The organism is Pseudomonas sp. PDM09 (assembly GCF_014852305.1).
Lineage (GTDB): Bacteria > Pseudomonadota > Gammaproteobacteria > Pseudomonadales > Pseudomonadaceae > Aquipseudomonas.
Genome location: NZ_JACVBI010000007.1, coordinates 118,924 through 139,599, shown reverse-complemented (window position 1 = coordinate 139,599; position 20,676 = coordinate 118,924). Strand labels below are relative to the sequence as shown.

At 60.7% G+C, this 20,676-nt stretch carries 13 protein-coding genes; 9 read left to right on the top strand and 4 right to left on the bottom strand.

What is annotated here, in order from left to right; translation table 11 throughout:
* Position 1 precedes the first annotated feature (1 nt).
* From IB250_RS17980 to tagQ, 9 genes are all read left to right on the top strand, one after another.
* The gene (locus tag IB250_RS17980) at positions 2 to 1,300 is read left to right on the top strand and encodes a DotU family type VI secretion system protein (protein WP_192345092.1); all 1,299 of its coding nucleotides are present in this window, start codon (positions 2 to 4) and stop codon (positions 1,298 to 1,300) included.
* On the top strand, positions 1,297 to 4,797 hold the full coding sequence (tssM, locus tag IB250_RS17975) for a type VI secretion system membrane subunit TssM (RefSeq protein ID WP_192345091.1): 3,501 nt from the start codon (positions 1,297 to 1,299) through the stop codon (positions 4,795 to 4,797). The genes IB250_RS17980 and tssM overlap by 4 nt, the downstream gene beginning before the upstream one ends.
* The gene (gene tagF, locus IB250_RS17970; RefSeq protein ID WP_192345090.1) at positions 4,794 to 5,444 is read left to right on the top strand and encodes a type VI secretion system-associated protein TagF; all 651 of its coding nucleotides are present in this window, start codon (positions 4,794 to 4,796) and stop codon (positions 5,442 to 5,444) included. Before tssM ends, tagF begins: the two co-directional genes overlap by 4 nt.
* Positions 5,445 to 6,176 (top strand): PP2C family protein-serine/threonine phosphatase, encoded by a 732-nt coding sequence (locus IB250_RS17965; protein WP_192345089.1) that lies wholly within the window; start codon positions 5,445 to 5,447, stop codon positions 6,174 to 6,176.
* A complete protein-coding gene (locus IB250_RS17960; protein WP_192345088.1) occupies positions 6,173 to 9,217 on the top strand; it encodes a serine/threonine-protein kinase in 3,045 nt (1,014 codons plus the stop codon). The genes IB250_RS17965 and IB250_RS17960 overlap by 4 nt, the downstream gene beginning before the upstream one ends.
* Positions 9,217 to 9,933, top strand: a complete 717-nt coding sequence (locus tag IB250_RS17955) for an ABC transporter ATP-binding protein (RefSeq protein WP_192345087.1) — start codon at positions 9,217 to 9,219, stop codon at positions 9,931 to 9,933. The genes IB250_RS17960 and IB250_RS17955 overlap by 1 nt, the downstream gene beginning before the upstream one ends.
* Positions 9,933 to 11,129 carry an ABC transporter permease gene (locus IB250_RS17950; RefSeq protein WP_192345086.1) on the top strand — a complete coding sequence of 399 codons (1,197 nt, stop codon included), beginning with the start codon at positions 9,933 to 9,935 and terminating at the stop codon, positions 11,127 to 11,129. Before IB250_RS17955 ends, IB250_RS17950 begins: the two co-directional genes overlap by 1 nt.
* Positions 11,122 to 12,849: a formylglycine-generating enzyme family protein gene (locus tag IB250_RS17945; RefSeq protein ID WP_192345085.1), complete on the top strand. Its 1,728-nt coding sequence runs from the start codon at positions 11,122 to 11,124 to the stop codon at positions 12,847 to 12,849. The genes IB250_RS17950 and IB250_RS17945 overlap by 8 nt, the downstream gene beginning before the upstream one ends.
* 84 nt (positions 12,850 to 12,933) lie before the next feature.
* A complete protein-coding gene (gene tagQ, locus IB250_RS17940; RefSeq protein WP_192345084.1) occupies positions 12,934 to 13,863 on the top strand; it encodes a type VI secretion system-associated lipoprotein TagQ in 930 nt (309 codons plus the stop codon).
* Positions 13,864 to 13,996: 133 nt separating this feature from the next.
* Here the strand turns inward: tagQ and IB250_RS17935 are convergent, their stop codons facing one another.
* From IB250_RS17935 to IB250_RS17920, 4 genes are read right to left on the bottom strand one after another with little or no spacing between them, the layout of a single operon-like run.
* A complete protein-coding gene (locus IB250_RS17935) occupies positions 13,997 to 16,333 on the bottom strand; it encodes a lipase family protein (protein WP_192345083.1) in 2,337 nt (778 codons plus the stop codon).
* Entirely contained in the window at positions 16,330 to 17,121 is a 792-nt protein-coding gene (locus tag IB250_RS17930) for a hypothetical protein (RefSeq protein ID WP_192345082.1), read from the bottom strand. Before IB250_RS17930 ends, IB250_RS17935 begins: the two co-directional genes overlap by 4 nt.
* Positions 17,118 to 17,966 (bottom strand): DUF4123 domain-containing protein, encoded by an 849-nt coding sequence (locus IB250_RS17925; RefSeq protein ID WP_192345081.1) that lies wholly within the window; start codon positions 17,964 to 17,966, stop codon positions 17,118 to 17,120. Before IB250_RS17925 ends, IB250_RS17930 begins: the two co-directional genes overlap by 4 nt.
* Positions 17,963 to 19,990 (bottom strand): type VI secretion system tip protein VgrG, encoded by a 2,028-nt coding sequence (locus tag IB250_RS17920; protein WP_192345080.1) that lies wholly within the window; start codon positions 19,988 to 19,990, stop codon positions 17,963 to 17,965. The genes IB250_RS17925 and IB250_RS17920 overlap by 4 nt, the downstream gene beginning before the upstream one ends.
* Between the last annotated feature and the right edge of the window lie 686 nt (positions 19,991 to 20,676).

The following is a 20,676-nucleotide window of genomic DNA, read 5'->3' as shown; positions in this document are numbered from 1 at the left end:
AATGAGCAACGACGATCGTACCCAATTCATGCCGACACCCGGTGGCCGTGGCGCCGATCCGGTCCGCCCGGAGGCTGGTCGCGCCCAGGCCGCGCCACTTTCGATGCCGGCCGCGCCGCTTTTGATCGGCACGGCCGAAGGTCTCAACCCCCTGGAGAGCGCCGCTGGCCCGTTGCTGGCTTTGCTGACCCGCTTGCGCAACACCATTGCCCACCCGGCGCCGGCGAGCCTGCGGGCGCAATTACTGGCGTACCTGCGCCAGTTCGAGGAGCGGGCCGAGGCTGCCGGCGTGGTGCGCAACGATGTGTTGCTGGCCCGTTACGCCTTGTGCACCGCCCTGGATGAAGCGGTGTTGAGTACGCCGTGGGGTGGTGCCAGCGACTGGGGCAAACAGAGCCTGCTGATCACCGTGCACAACGAAGCCTGGGGCGGCGAAAAGGTGTTCCAGCTGTTGGAACATTGCCTGCAAAGCCCCCGCGAGCGTTTGTATCTGCTGGAGCTGTTGTACCTGTGCATGTGCCTGGGTTTCGAAGGGCGTTATCGGGTCATGAACGACGGTCGCAGCCAACTGGAAGCCTTGCGTGAACGCACCAGTGCGGTCATCCGCAGCGCCCGTGGCGATTATGAGCGTGAACTGTCGCCCCATTGGCGCGGCGTCACCGTGGCCCGCGACCGACTCGCGCAATTCATGCCGCCGTGGATCGCCGTGGCCATCGGCGTGGCGTTGCTGCTGGCACTGCTGTTCGGCCTGCGCTTGAAACTGGCCGCCGATGCCGAGCCGGTGTTTAAAAATATTCATGCGCTGGGCGAGATCCCGGTGCAGGCCATCGACCGTCCGGTGGTGCAACCGAAACTGATCGAGCGTCCCCGCCTGGCAGGCTTCCTCGCCGATGAAATCAAGGCCGGTCGGGTCGCTGTGGAAGATGCCGTTGACCGTTCAGTGGTGACCATCCGTGGCGATGAGCTGTTCGCCTCGGGCAGCGCCAGCATCGTCGACAATTTCCAGCCGCTGATGCTGCGCATCGCCGATGCCGTTCGCAAGGTCAAGGGCCAGGTCCGGGTGACCGGCCACAGTGATAATCGCCCGATTGCCACCTTGCGGTTTCCATCGAATTGGGCCTTGTCCGAGGCGCGGGCCAATTCGGTGCTGCAAATTCTTTCGGCCAAAACCGGCCAGCCCGAACGCTTCAGCGCCGAAGGCCGCAGCGACACCGAACCGTTGGCCTCGAACGCTACAACAGAGGGCCGCGCACGCAACCGTCGGGTCGAAATCACAGTGTTGGCGGAGGGGGTCGAGTGAAGGCGTTTTTCAGTTTTATCATCCGCTGGGTCATTCCGTTGCTGGGGCTGATCGCCCTGAGCCTGATCATCTGGTTTGTCGGGCCGCTGCTTGAATTGCTGGTGCCCGAAGGTCGGCGCTGGGCGTTGATCATTCTGGTATTCGCGGTGTGGATCGCCTACCGGGTGTTTCGCATTATCCAGGCGCGCCGTCAGGCCGCCGAAGTGATGCGCAGTCTGGCGGCGCAAACCCCGCCGGACCCGACCAGCATCGCCACCTCTGAGGAACTCGAAACCCTGCGTCAGCGCATGGACGAAGCCTTGGCGTTGTTGAAGAAGGCCAAGCTGGGCGGTGACGAGCGCCGTAACCTGTATGAACTGCCGTGGTACGTGATCATCGGCCCGCCGGGTTCGGGCAAGACCACGGCGCTGGTCAATTCCGGGCTGCATTTTCCGTTGGCGGCGCAGTTGGGCGCCGGGGCAGTCCGTGGTGTCGGTGGCACGCGCAATTGCGATTGGTGGTTTACCGATCAGGCCGTGCTGCTCGACACCGCAGGGCGCTACACCACCCAGGACAGCGACGCGACAGTCGATAAAGCCGCGTGGCTGGGTTTTCTCGGCCTGTTGAAGAAACAGCGGGCCCGGCGTCCGATCGACGGCGCGTTTATCGCCATCAGCCTCTCCGACCTGCTGCTGGGCAGCGACGCCGAGCGCGCTGCCCATGCCGCCGCGATCCGCCTGCGTATCCAGGAGCTGTACACGCAATTGGGTGTGCGCTTTCCGATCTACCTGATGCTGACCAAGCTCGATCTGGTGCCAGGGTTCATGGAGTATTTCGATACCCTGAGCAAGGAAGAACGAGCCCAGGTCTGGGGCATGACCTTTGCCCTGGACGACGGTAAAAGCAATGACAGCCCACTGGCCCATCTGCAAAGCGAATTCACCGGTCTGGAACAGCGCCTGAACGATCGTTTGGTGGAGCGTTTGCAACAGGAACGCGACCCGGCGCGACGCGATCTGATCTACGGCTTCCCGCAACAGTTCGGCGCGTTGAAGGATTGCCTGCAAAGCTTCCTTGAGGGCGTATTCAAACCCAACGCCTTTGAAGAACGGGTGCTGTTACGCGGGGTGTATTTCACCAGCGGCACCCAGGAAGGCAGCCCGATTGATCGGCTGATCGGCTCCATGGCCCAGAGCATGAACCTGGACCGCCAGCATCTGGCGCGGCAGAACGGCACCGGGCGCAGTTACTTCATCGAAAAACTCTTCAGCGCCGTGGCCTTTGCCGAGCGTGGATTGGTGGGGGTCAACCCGAAAGTCGAACGTCGGCGCAAGTGGATCGCCCGGGGCGTGCTGGCCTCGACCGTGGCCCTGGTGCTGGTGGTCGGGACCTTGTGGTGGGTCAGCTACCGCGCCAACCAGGCGTATATCGCGCAAGTCGATCAGAAAGTCGCGCCCCTGGGCCAGGCCGTGCAGAACCTCAGCCCGGCACAACGGGACGTGCTCGCGGTGTTGCCCTTGCTCAACGCGGTGAAGCACCTGGCCGACGATTCGCCGAACTGGGCCGAAGGCCTGGGCCTGTATCAGGGCGACATGCTTGAAGCCGAGTCTGGCAGCGTCTATCGCAAGTTGTTGATCGCGGTCTTCGCGCCACGCTTGCTCACGCGCATCGAAGAGCAACTGCACGGCGGCGGCAACTCGGACTTCCTTTACGAAGGCTTGAAGGCCTACCTGATGCTCGCCGACAGCGAGCATTACGATGCCGACTTCATCAAGGCGTGGATCGCCCTGGATTGGGATCGCAGCCTGCCGCGCGACTTGCCGGCCGAGCAGCGTCTGGCCCTGGAGGAGCACTTGCAGGCGCTGTTCGAACGCCATCCGCCCACCGCACGTCTGGACCCGCGCCTGATCGACGACCTGCGTCGGCAGTTGCAGCAGCTGCCAGTGGCTCAGCGTGTCTATGACCGGGTCAAGCGCCAGAAACTGCCGGACGGCATTCCGGACTTTCGTCTCAACGAAGCAGCCGGGCGCGATGCTGCGCTGGTGTTCAGCCGCAAGAGCGGCAAGCCGCTGGGCGAACCCTTGAGCGGCTTCTTCACGGCCAAGGGTTACCGCCAAGGGTTTTTGCTGACCAGCCTGAACCAGACCGGCACTCTGGCCGAGGAGCAGTGGGTGCTTGGTCGCGACCAGGCAGAACAACAGAACGTCGTCAGCTTGGCGGCCGACGTGCGCCGCCTGTATTTCCAGGATTACCAGCGTCAGTGGGACGCCTTGCTGGCGGATATCGACTTTGTGCCGATCACTAGCGTGGCTCAGGCTGCCGATGTGCTGCGGGTGATTTCCGGTCCGACCTCGCCGTTGAAAAAACTGCTGGTGGCGGTGGCGAAGGAAACCGATCTGCAACAGGAAGAGCGCCTGCTGGCCGCCAAGGGCGCGCCGGTGGAGGGCGGGGTCGACAAGCTCAAGGAGCGCTTGGGCAGCTTGCTCGGCCAGGAGCAGGCGACGCAACACACAGCGGATGCCAGTGAAGATCCAATCACCGCGCATTTTGCCGAACTCAACAGCATCGTCAGCAAAAACGACGGCGAGCCGGCGGCCATCGACGGCCTGCTGGCCGACATGAACGCCCTGTATGTGCAGGTCAGTGCCATGGTCGGCGCCAGCGGCGACGCCTTGCTCGGCGAAGCCAAGAACCAGGCCGCCGCAGCTGCCACGCGGGTCAGCCTCAACGCCGAGCGGCAACCGCCGCTGGTGCAAGGCCTGGTCAAATCGGTGGTCAACTCCACCACCAACAGCATGATGGGCGGGGTACGCAATCAACTGAACGCGGCCTGGACCAGCGAAGTGGTGAACATCTATCGCCAGTCGCTGGCCGGGCGTTACCCAATGTCGCCGGGCAGTGCGCGGGATGCGACCCTGGACGACTTCGGCCAGTTCTTTGGTGTGGGCGGGGTGATGGACAACTATTTCCGCAAATACCTGCAGCCGTACGTGGATACCTCGACCCAGGCCTGGCGCTGGCAACCGGGCGCCGCACAGAAGCTCGGCATCGCCCCGGGCGTGCTGCAAACCTTCCAGCGGGCAGCGACCATCCGGGATGCGTTTTTCCGTTCCGGCGGCACCCAGCCGATGGTGCGCTTCGAACTCAAGCCAGTGGCGATGGACGCCACCATCACCCAGTTTTTGCTCGACCTCGATGGCCAGCAATTGAGCTACGACCACGGCCCGAGCCGCCCCACCTCCATGCAATGGCCCAACCCCGGCAGCATCGGTGTGGTGCGGATCTCGATCATGCCGCCTTCAGCCAGCGGTCGTTCGGGTATCACCCTGGACGGGCCCTGGGCCTGGTTCCGTCTGCTGGAGCAATCGGACCTGACCGCCGGCAACTCGCCGGACCGCTTCAACCTGCGGCTGCGAGTCGACGGCGCCAGCGTCTCTTATGAGCTGCGGGCCAACAGCGCCTTCAACCCGTTCAAGAGCCGTGTACTCAGCGGTTTCAGCCTGCCGGAGCGTTTATGAGCACGCCGGGCTTCTATGGAAAGTTGGCCAGTCGCGGGGACTTTGTCAGCCGTGGCTTGCCGCAGAGTTTTATCGGCCCCTGGGATTCGTGGCTGGCGGCGGGCCTGCTCGCCAGCCAAAGCCTCGGGGACCGTTGGCTGGATGCCTATCTGGTCAGTCCGTTGTGGCGCTTCATGCTCGGGCCCGGTGTGTGTGGGCCGCAGGCCGCCGTTGGTGTGGTGATGCCGAGCATCGATCGGGTTGGCCGGTATTTTCCGCTGACCGTCGCGGTACTGCTGGATCACGACGCTGACCCGGCGTCGGTGGTAGGCGGCTCGGATGTCTGGTTTGAGCAAGTTGAGCAATTGCTGTTGAGCACATTGAGCGTGGAGGCGAGCTTCGAAGCCTTCGGTGCAGGGCTGGAGACGCTGGGCGGCCCGGCGTACCTGCCACGCGCGCCAAGCAGCCGTTTTGCCGGTTTGCATCGCTTTGATGTCAGCGACCCGAAGGCACGAATGACCGCGCTTGCCGAACTGGCCTGCGAAGGCGCAAGCCTGTGGTGGGGCCAGGGTTCGGAGCGTATCGCCCCTGCTTTATTGCGGTGCCAGGGCCTGCCGGCCGCCGCTGATTTTGCGCAATTTTTGCTCGGCCAAGAAGGTGTTGTGTAGATGTGTCCAAGCGTTGGAAAGACGTTCAAGTCTGCAAGCAAGAGCCATGTCGGTATGGTCCGCCAGGTTAACGAAGATGCTTGCCTGGACCGGCCGGAAAACGGCCTGTGGGTGGTCGCCGATGGCATGGGCGGGCACGCGGCGGGCGACTACGTCAGCAGCCTGATCGTCGATAGCCTGCGCAACGTTGCTGTAGGCCGCTCGCTGGATGAATACGTAGCGGCGCTGAAAACCGACCTGCTGCGGGTCAACGCCGCCGTGCGTGAAGAAACCGCCAACCGCGGCGTGACCATGATGGGCAGCACCGTGGTGGCGTTGGTGGCGCGTGACTTGCGCGGAGTGTGCCTGTGGGCGGGTGACAGCCGCTTGTATCGCCTGCGTGACGGCCTGCTCGAAGGCATCTCGCGGGACCACAGTTATGTTCAGGATCTGCAGGACAGCGGCCTGCTCAGCGAAGCTGAAGCCCGGGTGCATCCACGGTCCAATATTGTCACCCGCGCTGTTGGGGTAGGGGCGCAACTGGAGCTGGCGATGGTCGAGCTGCTGTTGATGCCTGGCGACAGTTACCTGCTGTGCAGCGATGGGCTGACCAAGACCGTCGAGGACCATGAAATCAGCGAGGTGCTGAGCCACGACGAACCCGGTGAAATCGCCAGCAGCCTGGTGTCCCTGGGCCTGATGCGTGGTGCTCCGGACAACATCACCGTCATCGTCGTGAAGGTGCCTTCATGAACCCCACCGTGAATATTCTGATCCCCGGCTATGACATCGACGGCGAGATCGGCGAAGGCGCCATGGCCAGCGTTTACCTGGCGACCCAGCGCTCGCTGGAGCGCAAGGTGGCGCTGAAGGTCATGGCCGCCGCGCTGGCGGCCGACCCGAGTTTCTGCGAGCGTTTCCTGCGCGAAGGTAAAACCCTGGCGCGCCTGTCTCACCCGCATACGGTCACCATCCATGACATCGGCCATGTCGGTGAACTGTATTACATGGCCATGGAATTCCTGCCCAACGGCACGCTCAAGGAGCGCATCGCCGCCGGCCTGACGCCGGAAAAGGGTCTGATCTATATCCGTCAGATCGCCTCGGCCCTGGGCTATGCCCATGGGCTGGGGTTGGTTCATCGCGACGTCAAACCGGCGAATATTCTGTTCCGTGCCGATGGCACGGCGGTGCTCTCCGACTTTGGCATCGCCAAGTCCATGGATGACCGCACCCAGTTCACCCAGGCCGGTTTCGCTGTCGGTACTCCCAGCTACATGAGCCCGGAACAGGCGCGCGGCCAGGATATTGATGGCCGAGCCGATCTTTATGCCCTGGGCGTGGTGCTCTACGAAATCCTCGTTGGCAAACTGCCGTATACCGGCAACGACGCACTCTCAACGGCCCTGGCACATTTGACAGAACCGTTGCCGGAGCTGCCCGTGCACCACGGTCGCTATCAAGAGGTACTGCGCAAGCTGTTGGCCAAGGATCCGGCCGAGCGTTTCCCGGATGCAGCGGCGCTGTTGCAGGCGCTGGATAATCTGCCTCGGGAATCGGTTGAAGCGACCACGATCCGGCCATTGCCAATTCCGGTAGTGCCGATTGCGGTGAGCAATGACCTGGCGGGACTGACGCCGGTGTCCATCGATATACCGACCGGTCCCGCGCAGCCACAACCTCGATCCAATCCTGTTCCGCCGACTGTGAAGCCGACGCCGTCGTCCACGGTCTCGGAGCAGCGAAAGGGGCCGGTGTTCGCACTCGCCGCCGTCGCGGTGGCCGTGGCGCTGGTCTTGGGCGGCGCGGGTTATTGGTGGCTGTCCGGTGACGGCGAAGCCGACGCCAAGGTGCCGGTGGTTTCAGCACCGCCCGCCAGCCCGCCGCCGACCGTGGCGCCACCCGTAAAACCCCCTGTGGCGACGGAGGTCGATGGCGGACAGCGGCCGCTGCTGATGGCCGGCAAAAAAACCTTGTTCCAGCGGGTACTCAGCAAGCCGGGGGCGAAAGTCGCCAGCGAACCGGGGGCCACCCCTGACAAGGCCTTGTCGGCGTTCTCGGTGCTTTACGTCTATCAGCGCAAAGAGGTTGATGGCAGCCCGTGGCTGCGTGTCGGTGCCGCCACCGACGGGCGCAGTGACGGCTGGTTGCCGGCCGCGCAAGTCAGCGACTGGAAGCAAAGCCTGGTGCTCAAGTTCACCGAACGCTCCGGCCGTGCGCCGGTGATGTTCCTGCGTCAGCCCGGCGAAGTGGAGAGGCTGCTGGCTGATCCGTCGGCGGCAAAAAACCTGCTGCTCAAGGCCCAGCAGAATCGCGAAGACAACCAGCAGGTACTGGCCCTGGAACCGGCCGCCAGCGCGGTTCCGCAGAACCAGTTTTACCTGTTGCCGATCTTCGATTCCCGCGAGAGCTTCGATGAGAACGGCCAGCCGGTGCAGTTGCTGAACGTGGCGTCCATCGACCCCGGCAATGCTCCAAAGGCCGCAGCCAACAACACACCAATCACTACCGCTAACGCCGACGCATTCCGCACCGCCGTGGTGTTGGTCGTTGACACCACCGTGTCCATGCAACCCTACATCGATCAGGTCCGCGACGTAGTACACCAACTGCAAACCCGCATCGCCGAGCGGGGCGAGCAGGACAGTGTCAGCTTCGGCCTGGTGGGGTTTCGCAGCAGCACCCAGAAAACCCCGGGCCTGGAATACGTCGCTAAAACCTTGATCACTCTGGACCAGGGCCGCGACCCACAGCGCTTCATGGACATGGCGCGGCAGGTCAAGGCGTCCACGGTCTCCAGCCATTCGTTCAACGAAGATGCGTTTGCCGGTGTGATGGAAGCGGTCGAGGGCATGGACTGGTCCGGCTATGGCGGGCGCTTGATTCTGTTGGTCACCGATGCCGGTGCCTTGCGCAAGAACGACCCGTATGCCGCCACGCAAATGAACGAGGCCGAAGTGCGCCAAGCCGCGCTGGGCAAGCAGATCAAGATCTACGCCTTGCACCTGCTCAGCGATGCCGGCAAGAAAACCCATGGCGGTGCGCAAAGCCAATACCGCACCCTGACCGCCGACGCCAACCCGCAGATCGGCGACCTGTACATTCCGGTACCGGGCGCCGATGTGCGCAAGTTCGGTGAGCGGGTGGACGAGATCGGTTCGGTGTTTGCCGACCTGGTGCATCAGGTGCGTAGCGACAAGCCGCAAACCGTGCCGCTGCTGAGTGCCGCGCCGAGTCTGAGCGACAAATCGGCGGCCGTCGGCTACGCGATGCACATGGACTTCCTGGGGCGTAAAGCCGCCAGCCAGGCGCCGCAACTGGTCAGCGCCTGGACCGCCGACCGCGACCTGACCAACCCGGCACTGCCGGCGTTCCAGGTGTGCGTGATGCTGACCAAGTTGCAGCTCAACGACTTGCAACAATCGCTGAAACTGATCGTCGATGCCGCCCGCAAGACCCAGACCTCGCCGAAGAATTTCTTCCAGGAAATCGCCAGCGCCAGTGCCTACATGAGCCGCGATCCCTCGGCCTTGCGCAAGGGTGGCAACCTGGCCGATGGCGGGGTGCTGGGTGAGTACCTGGAAGGGCTGCCCTACCGCAGCAAGTCGCTGAACATGACCCAGGATTTGTGGCTTTCGCTGAGCGTGGCCGAGCAGGAGGATTTTATCGACGAGCTGGATTCGAAGATCCGCCTCTACGAAACCTTCCACAACGACTTGGCCAACTGGGTGCGGTTCGGCGATGCCGAGCCGGGTGATGCCTTGTATCGCGTTCCGTTGTCGACGCTGCCGTGATGCTGAACATGAGCGCAGTGCACAAACACCGGGGCACCGGCAGTCAACGCTACAGCCTGGTGATTCCACGGCTGCAACTGCATGCCGGTGAACAATTGGCGGTGGTCGGTCCCAGTGGTTGTGGCAAAAGCACGTTGCTCGATTTGCTGGCGCTGGTGCTGGCGCCGGATCAGGCCGGGCAGTTTGATTTTTCGCCCGGCCAAACCCGCACAGACATTCCCGGGCTGTGGCGTGCAGATGCGCAAAGTGCCTTGGCGGACCTGCGCCGCCGGCACTTGGGCTACGTGCTGCAAACCGGTGGCCTGCTGGAGTTTCTGGATGTGCGCGGCAACATCGACCTGTCACGCAAACTGCTCGGTTTGAAAGACGACGGCAGCGTGGATCGCCTGGCCGGGGCGTTGGATATCGTCGATCAACTGGGCAAGAAGCCGGGCGACTTGTCCGTCGGTCAACGGCAACGGGTGAGTTGCGCCCGCGCCCTGGCCCATGGGCCGCGTCTGTTGCTGGCCGATGAACCGACCGCCGCCCTCGATCCGCTAAACGCCGAACGAGTGATGCAGTTGCTGGTGACCCAGGCCCGCGAACATGGCGTGTGCTGCGTCGTCGCCACACACGATGAGTCACTGGCCCGCGCCAGCGGTTTGCAGGTGCGGCGCATCAGTTGTCATCGCGATGTCGATGGCGGTGTCACCGCCACCCTCGGGGAGGCCTGCTGATGCGCAGCGCGCTGGTGGCTTCCCTGGCCTGGCAGGATTACCGCAACGATGCGTGGCTGTCGGCCTGTTCGGTACTGGCGCTGGTGGCGGTGGTCGCGCCGTTGTTGGTGCTGTTCGGCTTGAAGTTCGGCCTGGTCAGCAGTTTGACCGAGCGCCTGGAAAACGACCCGGCCACCCGGGAAATCATTCCCTTGGGTGGCGGCCGGTTCAGTGCCGCGTTTATCGAACAATTGAGCCGGCGCAGCGACGTGGCTTTCGCCTTGCCGCGCACCCGGCAGATTGCCGCGACGGCGGATCTGACCGCTGGCGCTTCGACGGTGACCGTCGAAATGATCCCCACCGCCGCCAACGATCCCTTGCTCGTCAGTCTACCGGTGCCCCAAGGGCTGGATCAGGTGCTGCTCAGTCAGACCGCCGCCGAAAAGCTCGGGGCCAAGTCCGGTGATTGGCTGCAGGCCAGCGTCGGTCGGCAAGTAGCCGGTCGTGGAGAGGCGCAACGCACTCGCGTCCAGGTGCTGCGCGTACTGCCGCTGGAAGCCTTCGCCCGGGACGGCTTGTTCGCACCGTTGGCTTTGCTGGAAGCGGCTGAAGATTACCGGGACGGCCGCGCCGTTCCAGCGCTCGGTTGGCCAGGCGATGCGGTGGGCGTGACGGAACAGCGGGTGTACCCGGCGTTTCGTCTGTACGCCCGTCGTCTCACGGATGTCGAGCCGCTACGCCAGTATTTCGCTGCGCAGAATCTGCTGGTCTCGACCCAGGCCCAGGCCATCGCCCAGGTGCAATCGCTGAGCCGCAACCTGTCGATCGTATTCTGGATCATCGCCGGGTTGGCTTTGTCGGGAGCATTCGCGGCGATTTTTGCCGGTGCGCTGGCGGCGGTCGAGCGCAAGCGTCGAGCGTTGTCGGTGTTGCGCCTGCTGGGGTTTTCCACGGCGGCGCTGTTGCTGTTTGTTGTGTTGCAGGCGCTGTACAGCGCCGGCCTCGCGGCCCTGTTGAGCGCCGGGCTGTATGGCCTGGCGCAATCGGGCCTGAACCATTTATTTGCGCAGGCGCCGGGCGAATACGCCAGTCATCTGCTGGCGCATCACTACGCGTGGGCCTTGGTAGCCGTGCTCGGCGTCAGCATCGTGGCGGCGGCCTGTGGTGGCTGGCGAGTGGCGCGTATCCAGGCGTTTGAAGGAATCCGAGATGTATAAGTTATTGGGCGCCGCTATGGCGCTGAGTCTGGCCAGCATGGTCTGGGCGGATGAAAGCACAGACAAACTGGACAACCCCAAGCCGCTGGCTGACGACGTCAGCCTGCCGCTACCGTGCGAAGGGCAGATGGTGTTCCGTTACGTCTACATCCTGGCGCAAGGCACTCTGGACGACCGCGAGATCAGCCTCGGCTATCCCTTCAGCGAGGGCGAGGCCGGTTATCAACAGTCGTTCATCTCCGGTTACCGCCGGGACTTTATCAACGGCCAGTTCACCCTCAAGGATCTGCCCAAGGATTGGGACAAGACCATCACGCCGTTGATGCCCAAGACGGACGCCAAGACTCCGCTCAAGCCGATGCTCTATTTCATCGGCAAGTATGAAGTCACCGCCCGCCAATACGCCCAGATCATGGCCCAGGCGCAATCGTTGGCCAGCGGCGAGCCAGCACCGGCCTGTGAGGCACTGCAAGCGGAGGCGCCGCAAGGCATGGCCGGGCGTTTGCCCAAGGTGAAGTTGTCGCGATTCGAGGCCGAACGCTTCTCGGCGGTGTACAGCGCCTGGCTGATGAAATACCACAAGGACTTGCTGCCGATGAGCGGCCGCGGCACCTCGGCTGAAGACGGCGGGCTGGGTTTTGTGCGCTTGCCGACCGAAGTCGAATGGGAATTTGCTGCCCGTGGCGGGCAGGCCATCAGCCGTCAGGATCTGGAAGGGCGCCTGTTTCCCCGGCGCCTTGAGGGCAGCGAAAGCGACGGGCCACTGGCCGACTGGGCGGTGTTCAACCAAGTCGCTGGCGGCACTGGTCAGGCAGCGCGGTTGATGCCGATCGGCACCAAACTGCCGAACCCCATCGGCCTGTTCGACGTGATCGGCAATGCCGCCGAAATGGTCCAGGAGTCCTTCCAGCTAGTACACGCCGGACGCCGCCAAGGCACCTACGGCGGCTTCGTGGTCAAGGGCGGCAATTACCTGGAAGGCGAGGGCACCTTGTTCACCGGAATGCGTCGCGAGTACCCGTTGTTCGCCGCCGACGGCACCGAGCAAAGCAATGAAACCACCGGATTCCGGGTGGCGATTGGCGCGTTGTCGGCGCCACGTTCGCGCTACAAGGAATTGTTTGCCCAATGGCAGAAAGAAGGTCGGCTGGCTTCGCTGACCGATGCCATCGACGACGCCCAGGACCCGACCAAACGCCTGGACAGCATCATTGCTGCCAGCGTCGACCCGCGCCTGCAAGCGGAGTTGGGGCTGGTCAACGAAGAGCTCAAGCGCAACGTCTCGCTCATCGCCCAGCAGCGCGAAGAAGCGGCCGGCAACCTGATCCAGTCGGCGGCCCTGGTGGCCGAGACCGTCAACAACTACAACATTCGCCTGACCAATTTGCAGAAGAGTCGCCAGCAGGCCGTGGACGCCAAGGACGAGGCCAGCGCCAAGCTGTTCGCCACCGCCATCGACAATGGCCGCAGCGCGCTGGACGGCGCGGTGGCGATCTACATCGACAACCTGGCGACCGGCACGCGCTACACCGATGCCGTGATCCAGGCGCAGTTTCAACGCATCAAGGAAGAGTTGGAGCGCAAGCCGGTACTGGGCAAAAGCCTGGTCACGCGCGCAACGTTATTCGTTCGCCATGTCGGTGATTATCGTCAGCAACGACGAGCCGACCCGGCGGCGATATTGAAGGAATTGCTCGCATCGAACGCCCAGCGGTCTTGATCGTTCGTTGTACAGCGAGCTTGGAAGGGACTCAGGCGGCGGTGGGCCGTGCTGAGCTGGTCAAACTTAAAAGAGAACACAACTATGCTTTCCTCCCGTAAACCTTTTGCTTCGCTTTCCAAGCGTCACTTGCTGCTGATGGCCGTTGGCTTCAGCACCGTACTGACCGGTTGCGCCACGTCGCCGACCTCCAAGGTCGCCTCGAGCACCAAGGTCGAGTACTACCCAAACTGCTACGAGCCAGTGCAGCACCTGCGTGCCACTGATTCGAACATGACCAAGTCGGTCGTCACCGGCGCGGCCGTCGGCGCTGTCGGCGGTGCACTGCTGGGCGCCCTGACCGACTCCGAGAACCGTGGCCGCAACGCCGCCATCGGTGCAGCGGGCGGTGCCCTGGCGGGCGGCGCGGCCGGTTACTACACCGAGCGCCAGAAGCAGATCGCCGATGACAACCAGCGCATCGCGTCCTACGCCTCCGACGTCAACAAAAGCGCCGCCGACATCGACCGCAGCACCGCGTACGCCAAGACTTCGCAGCAGTGCTACCAGAACGCATTCACCAAACTGGTCGCCGACCGCAAGGCCAAGACCGTCAACGACACCGAAGGCCGCAAGCGCCTGGCGGAAATCGTCGCGGGCCTCAAAGAGTCCAACGACCTGATCGTCGCGGTGAACGGTAAAGCCAGCGAAGACCTGAACAACTACACCCAGGCCTACGAAAAAGACCTGCAGCAAGTCGGCGTACAGCGCACTGACGTGGTTACTGTGGCAACCGCCGACACCACGCCAGTCGTGGCACCGACCAAGAGCAAAAAAGCGGTGAAACCGGCGAAAAAACCGGTGCTGCCAACCGTGCCGAAAGAAGCGGTCACCACCGAGAAAACCCTGCAGACCGCACAAGCCAAACAGGCGGAAAGCAAGCAAGTGGCTAGCGCAGGCACCACTCAAGTCAACAGCATGTGCAAGAACCCGGACCTGGGCGACTGGGCACCGGTGCCTTGCCCGAATGCTTGATTGAGTTTTCTGTAAGTCTTTGATCATTCCCACGCGCTTTGCGTGGGAGTGATCTGTACTGGCTACACCTTGGCGCTGTGCGCCGCCATCTCCTGCGCTTGCAAATGATCAAGCGCTCGTTTCACCGGCAAAGCTACACAATCGAATCAATATCCAGATGAAATGGCGTGCCTACGGCATGCCCTCCGGTCATTGCCGCAATGGCTGCGTCGTGGTCTTCGGCCACTGGTGGAATCATCGCCAACTGTTCCTGAACGATGTTTTCCGGATGGGCTTTCCAGCGCAGCAGATTTTCCTGTACCCACTCGGGCTGGTCGGCGTAGCTGCCATAAACATCAGCGTCGATGACTGTCCGCTTGTGCAGAGCTAGCAGACGGGCCTTGGTTTGGCCGATCTGTTCGACTTCTTTTTCAAGATCCCTTATCGCTTGGGCATCTCGCTGGGGATTGGCATGAGCACGGGAGAGTTTTTCGATTTTCGCTTTGAGTGCACTCAGCTGTCCTGAGACATTTGTCAGGGCGTCGCTGACCCATTGGAATTCAGTCAAAGTCACCAGCGAGCGTTTTTTTTCCAGCGCTTCCTGCCAGCGGCGCAGGCTGGCCCAGCAGCCGGGAATGTAGCTGCCGACCATAGAGTGATGGCCTCCATCTATCACCTGCCGCAGAAAGTTGCCGCGCTTCGGTAAGCCATCAGTCTGTCGCAGCGCTTCGGCGTAACCATGATCGTTGATCGTGCTGCAACCCGGTTCCCAGAGGATGGAGGACCTGTGACCTTCGCCAAATTCCACCGGCATGAAGTGACGTAACTGACCGTGATGCCCATAGGGGGCACCCGTGAAGTTGATAATCCCGCCTAAAAAAAATGCCAAACCACCCACCGGGTGAAGGGCAAGTACCGCCCCATGGGTGGCGTACATCGGAACGCGGTTGGACGGCGTGTTCATCCAGGTGGAAGGAACGCTCGGTACGGGGTCGTTGTGGAAAACGATGCGATGGTGGTTCAGTGGTTTTGCAGCTTCGATAAAGGTTGAGTCGGCGGTGCGGGGGGCGCCGTAGGTGTAAAGCACAATTTCCGGTTGATACCGATTATTGCGTCGCAGCATCTCAGCCAGTAACAGCGCTACCGCACCGCCGAGACTGTGTCCGCAAATCACCAGCTTTTGCCCGCTGTAGAACTTTTCCAAATACTTCACGGCAAACGTGTAGGCCACCTTCGCTGCCCGATAAAAACCGTTGTGCACTTTGCCATCCCCTTCCTCGAAGGGTACTTGGTGTGCATCCGCATCAAGCCAGGCGTCAGGTACTTTCTCACTGGTTCCCCTGACACTGATCAATATCAACTCGTCGTGATGGGTGATGAAAGCCTGTGTGTCCGAGCTTTCCTCTAGATTGCGATCATCAAGGAAATGCAGCTTGGCCGGGTTTTCCTGCTCATCACCCAATTTAGGGTCGTTAACCTCTGGGTACAACTGCGGGTCGAACGGCACCACTTCCAGACGTTTGGAGTAGGGCACCTCTTCATACAGCGGGTAGTACTTCTTCGTCTGCGAGGGATCGACTTTCCACAACTCATCAAATTGCGGCAGGGCATGACCGAACCAGTTGCCACTGCTGGGCCGCAGTGGAAATGTCACACTATCCGTTTCGACGGGTTGGGTATTCGGGTCTTGACCAAAGTCGGTGTAACTCAACGTCGACATCAGTGCCAGTTGATAGAGGTTTAGTGCGCAAAACTCGTTGCCAGTCGACAACATCGGCCGCAGCGCCCTCATCGGACGGACTTCCAGCACATGATGTTTGTTCGGCAGTAAGGCGATGCCTTTTGGCTTGGGCGGCGGCGGGGCAAACCCCAGTTCGGACATGCCCATGTCTGCTGGGGTCATGACAGCGCCCATTCCTCCATCCGTGGCACCTTTATTCTGAGGCGTGAATGATCTGGTTTTTGCGGGCTGTCGGAACAGCGTGTGTAACACCGTGTTGGGTGGGGAGCTGCGTGAGGCCAAGGGCGGCAAATGCGCAACGTGCTTGACCAGTTCGCTCACTTCAACCTGGTAATAGGCATCGGGATCTGCGAGGTCCTTCGCTGGATTTGCCAGAGTGCGTACGCCTGATTTGTCGACAAAGCGGGTTTTTTCGGCGCGTACTTGTAGTTCGGTGATGGGGAGCGGGTAGTGCGGTCTTTCACGTAAAAACGAGTATGTTTTTTCACTCCCTTGATATGGCTGATTCAGCTTGAGTAATACCGGGCCACAGAAGTGGTTGTCTACCTTTCCGGCCCCAGTTGCATCGAGCTTTCCGGTGTAGACGGCATCTTCGTAATCAGTAACCTCGTAGGGCAAACCGGCATAAGGCTTGCCATCACCGAACTCGTCCACTAATTGAAAGCTCGTCGAATGACCTCGCAGTGGGCAAGCGTGGATATTACCCCCCATAAATGGCACATCACTTACCGCTAAAGATTCAATACTCATGGGATTTGTTCCTTGTTTTCCGTGCATCCCGGGTAAATGGTGCAAGTCCGTTCATCCACCAACTTGAAGGTGCTGAAATCCTCGTGATTACCGAAGCAAAACGCGTATTGGTCTTCGAAGTTGTCGCCCATGCAGCGTTTCCATCCACCGGGCACTTTCACCCAAGTATCACCAATCGCAGGTAGTTCTTCCTTGGCCAACTTGATCTTCAGCCTCACGGTTTTGCCAGGTAGCTGGTCCAGCGTGTATGCCGTGAAAGGACGACCTCGGGCGACATTTCCCTGTTCATCCATTTTTTTGCAGGTAAGCAGTTTTATCAGGTAGCGTTTGGGGCCGACTGTTCGAAAAGCCCACTGGCATTCACCAAAGAACTCACCTATGCCGTCAGTGTTGAAAGTGCCCATTTGTCGCTCTAACAACTCTGGACGCACGGCAATTGCGGCATAGTCAGTGCTTCTATCACTTCGTTCCGGGCCAAAGATGCCCGTCACCTCGACCTCCACACGGTTCAACGCCAGCGGACAGCCGCTCACGGTTCTGTAAAGCGGGATCTCGGAAGTCGCTTCGTATTCCATGTAGACCTTGTTGAAACCGAGCTGAGTACCTTTCCCGCCCGGCACGGTGCACGTCTGCCCTTGGGCGGGCTCGTAGCTGGCTGTCAGTTCGTACTTGAAGTCAGGCGGAAAATCGGGAACGAAGGTGAAGCTGTCCGACTTGCCGAGCGCGGAACAACCCAGTGTCAGGGAGAGGCAACTGCCGAGGGTCAGGCTTTGAAAGATCCGTTTCATACAGGCGCATTTCCCTGCCAATAAAGCACTTGCTCATACACCCGCTCAAAATGCGCCGCTGGGTCCTCTTCCGGCTTCGGTTGCCATGTCCTGAGCGGCAAGTACCCCGGTGTCTTCAAGCACTGAGTCAACAAAAAATGCACCTGCTCGGGTTGCTGCCAGCCCCACAATCGGGCCAATTGAATCTGGCCCCATAACCAGTCATCCACATTCAGCTGTGTGGCGAGGGTAGCCAGGGCTTCGGTGTGCTCGCGGATGAGGTAGCGGCGAGTGTTATCGAACTGCACGTTCGCGTAGACAATTTCCGGTGTCGGGGTTTTCAACCAGGCCGGAGCGAGCGGCAGTGGATGTTCGCCGGGGTCAGGGTTGTCAGTGACGGTCCATTGTTCAGCGTGCCAGTAGCAGACGCTGGCGATCGGCCCAAGGTACTCAGCGCGCTGCTCAGGTTGCAGATAGGTTAGGGCGCGCCCCAGTACGCGATTATCGTGGAAGCGATACAGCGCCTGATTCGGTCGCTCACCGACTACCAACCGGTCGCGCCAGTGAATAACCAACGCATCAAGGTCAAAGTTGATCGCGCTCGCCAGCCAGCCCCAATGACGCTCGGGCGAATCGAGCAGCGCCTGGATGAGCGGATGTTTGACGGTGCCAATATGGAAAAGAAAAGGGCCTGCTGGCGCCATTGAGTTGGCTGCCGTACCCACATACAAATTGCGGTACTGATCGGCTCCCAGTTCCTTGGCCAACGCCATGCGCTCGTCGAGTTGACCGTCAGTGTCGAGCATCAGATAGAGATCCCGCCCGGATCGCGATTGTTCGTGTAGCCATTGTTCGAGTGCATTCATGCGACTTCTCCAATGCTGCATTGGCCAGCGAGACAAGCCTCGCAAAGCGGGCAGTAGTCCGCCGCCTGCTGGCGGGCGGCGGTGACGATAGACAGTGGGCTGGCGATGACGGGATTCGGATTGCTGGTCACAGCCTGAAGCGCCTGTAGTGGCGCAATACCCGCCAGTGGCGCACCGCCCTCGACCATGGCCACGCTGCTGAAAATCCCGCCGGCGTTGATGACGATGTGGTGACCACCCGCCTTGAGCGTCAGGCTCATGCCGGCATCGATCACCACATTAGTGGCGGTGACATGCGTCTGTTGCCCGGCCTGAATCACCAGCGACCCCGCGGATGTCGTGCTGCTATTGCCGCTGATAGTGATCAGTTCATCACCGCCGATCACCGTGCTGCGCACGCCCTGGGTGGTGTGGAATTCCTCGCCCTTGATTAGGCTGGTGCTGTTGTTGTCCACCTGCTCGAAACGGTCGTTGCTGATCAGGCTGCGGCTGTCGTTGAGGATCAGTTGCTCGATGTCGCGTTGGGCGCGCAGGTAGATTTTTTCCTGCCCTGTGCGGTCTTCAATCGACAGTTCGTTGTAGCCGCCACTGCGCGGCGAGCTTTGGCTGCGCAGAACTGTTCTGGTCTTGTTCTCGGGCAACTGATGAGCGACGGACGTGACCTTGTTGACCACGCAACCTGTGATCAACGGTTGATCCGGATCGCCCTCCTGAAATGTCACGACCACTTCCATGCCGACGCGCGGGATGGTCACCGCCCCAAAACCTTCGCCCGCCAAACTGGATGCAACCCTTAACCAGCAACTGCTTTTTTCGCTGTTGAGTTCTGCCCGATCCCAAGGAAACTCGACACGAACCCTGCCGTACTCATCGCAAAAGATTTCCTCTCCGGGCGGCCCAGTGACACGCGCGGTCTGACAGACCAGCGCAGGTTTTCGCGCAGGCATCGGTGGCCGATAAAACACATCCCAGGGAATCGCGCTGAAGCGGTTGCGGTAACCCTGGGTAAAACCGTCCTCAGGTTTGGCAGCGCTGGTAACTGACTCTTCAAGCACCTGGGGTTGTTTTCCAGCGTGAGTGACACTGAGCAACAGCCATAGATCGTTGTAGGTTTTGCGTGGATGCTCGCTCAGGCTGAAAAAATGGCCGCTACGCAGGATCGGCTGGTCGCTTTCGCCTTCGGCCAATTGGTAATCGGTACGGTGCCGTTCCAGTGCCTGCCGGGCGAGCTGTGTACCGCGTTTTTCGCTCTCGAAAAACAGCGGGTAGCGATAGTCTTCAAGCTCAGGAGTGAACTCGGCGGTGAAGCGACTTTCCAGCAACAGACTCGGGCGTTTCAGGTCGTAGTGTCGGCGGGTGGTCGTGCTGGGGCGGGTGCTGAAGCGCAGGGAGAACTGGCTGACCACCGAATGCTCCGCCACCAGGCCGGAGTCTTGCTGATAAGGGGTTTCGCCCAGCGTGGGGAAGAAGGTCTGGTCGTCGGTGAACACCAACAGGTGGCCTTCCCGGGAATGCTGGTGGTGCCAGGCGATGCCATCCTCGGCGCACAGCCGCTGAATGAACTCAAAATCACTTTCCCCGTATTGAGTGCAGTACTCGCGCTCGTGATTCGTTCCGATGTTAAAGGTGAACGCATCGGCCTGAATGCCATGCCCCTCAAGGACCTGAGCGATGATTTGCGGCACCGTCAGGTGCTGAAAAATCCGTTGGTTGTGGCTGAACTGCAAGTAGTAAAGCGCGGGCACCAGGGTCAGGTGATAACGGGTCAGGCGTTTACCGGCTTCACCGACGAGCGCATCTTCGATACGGCCATGAATGCCTTCGCCATTGAGACCGAACTGGAGAAACGCCGACTGGCTGAGCAAGCTTTCCAGATCGAAGTCAGGGTATTCGCTAACCAGCTCGATCTGGATCGAATACAAGGTGCTGATGGCTTCAGTGCCTCCAAAAGCCAGCACTTTGAAATCGTTGCGAACCGTTGGGATCAACAACGTGAAATGAGCAGCATTGGCCGGGGCGAACATGCGCTTATCCTTTTGCTTTCCGTGGCTCGTCCTTGAGCCGAAAGAGGAGACAAATCGCGGTGCCCAAGCCATGCCCGGCGTGAGCAAACGCAAACTGTCCAGCACGCTAACAACAGAGAAAAAGAATGAATGTCGGACTCGTCCAGAAAGTACGTCAGAGTTTTCCGCATTTCAGAATGTTGCGGCAGCAATGTGTGAATGGCTTTCGATACTTCTGTAAGAAGTTTGAGGCGAACTGAGTAGGTATTTGTAGAAAAATGGGTGAAACACAGAGTGCCATCATTTTGGCGGCACACCATGTTGCTTATTGTCAGTTATCGCTATGTCCATGGATGACTGTAACTTTTAGGAAAGCTCCTACATTTTTTATGTTTTATTTTTGTCATGCTGGGTTCCGTTTCAGGGTGTGAGTGTCCTGTGATTATTGGCGGGGTTGATAAACCGCTCTGGCTCAATGGTTGCGGGGGTGATGCGTCGAAGGTGGGGAGGTAAAAACCGGCATCAGGGAATCCCCTGTCCCCTATAGGGTGATCTCCTACAGCAACAAAAAAGACGCAGTTTTATTGTTTAATCGGGTGCTTGCAAATGGCCATCATTGTGAATAGGATGCGCGCCTTGAAAGAGCGCGAACTCAATTGGATGAGACTTATCGCAGCTCTTTGATACTGTCCGGCGCCATTTCAACT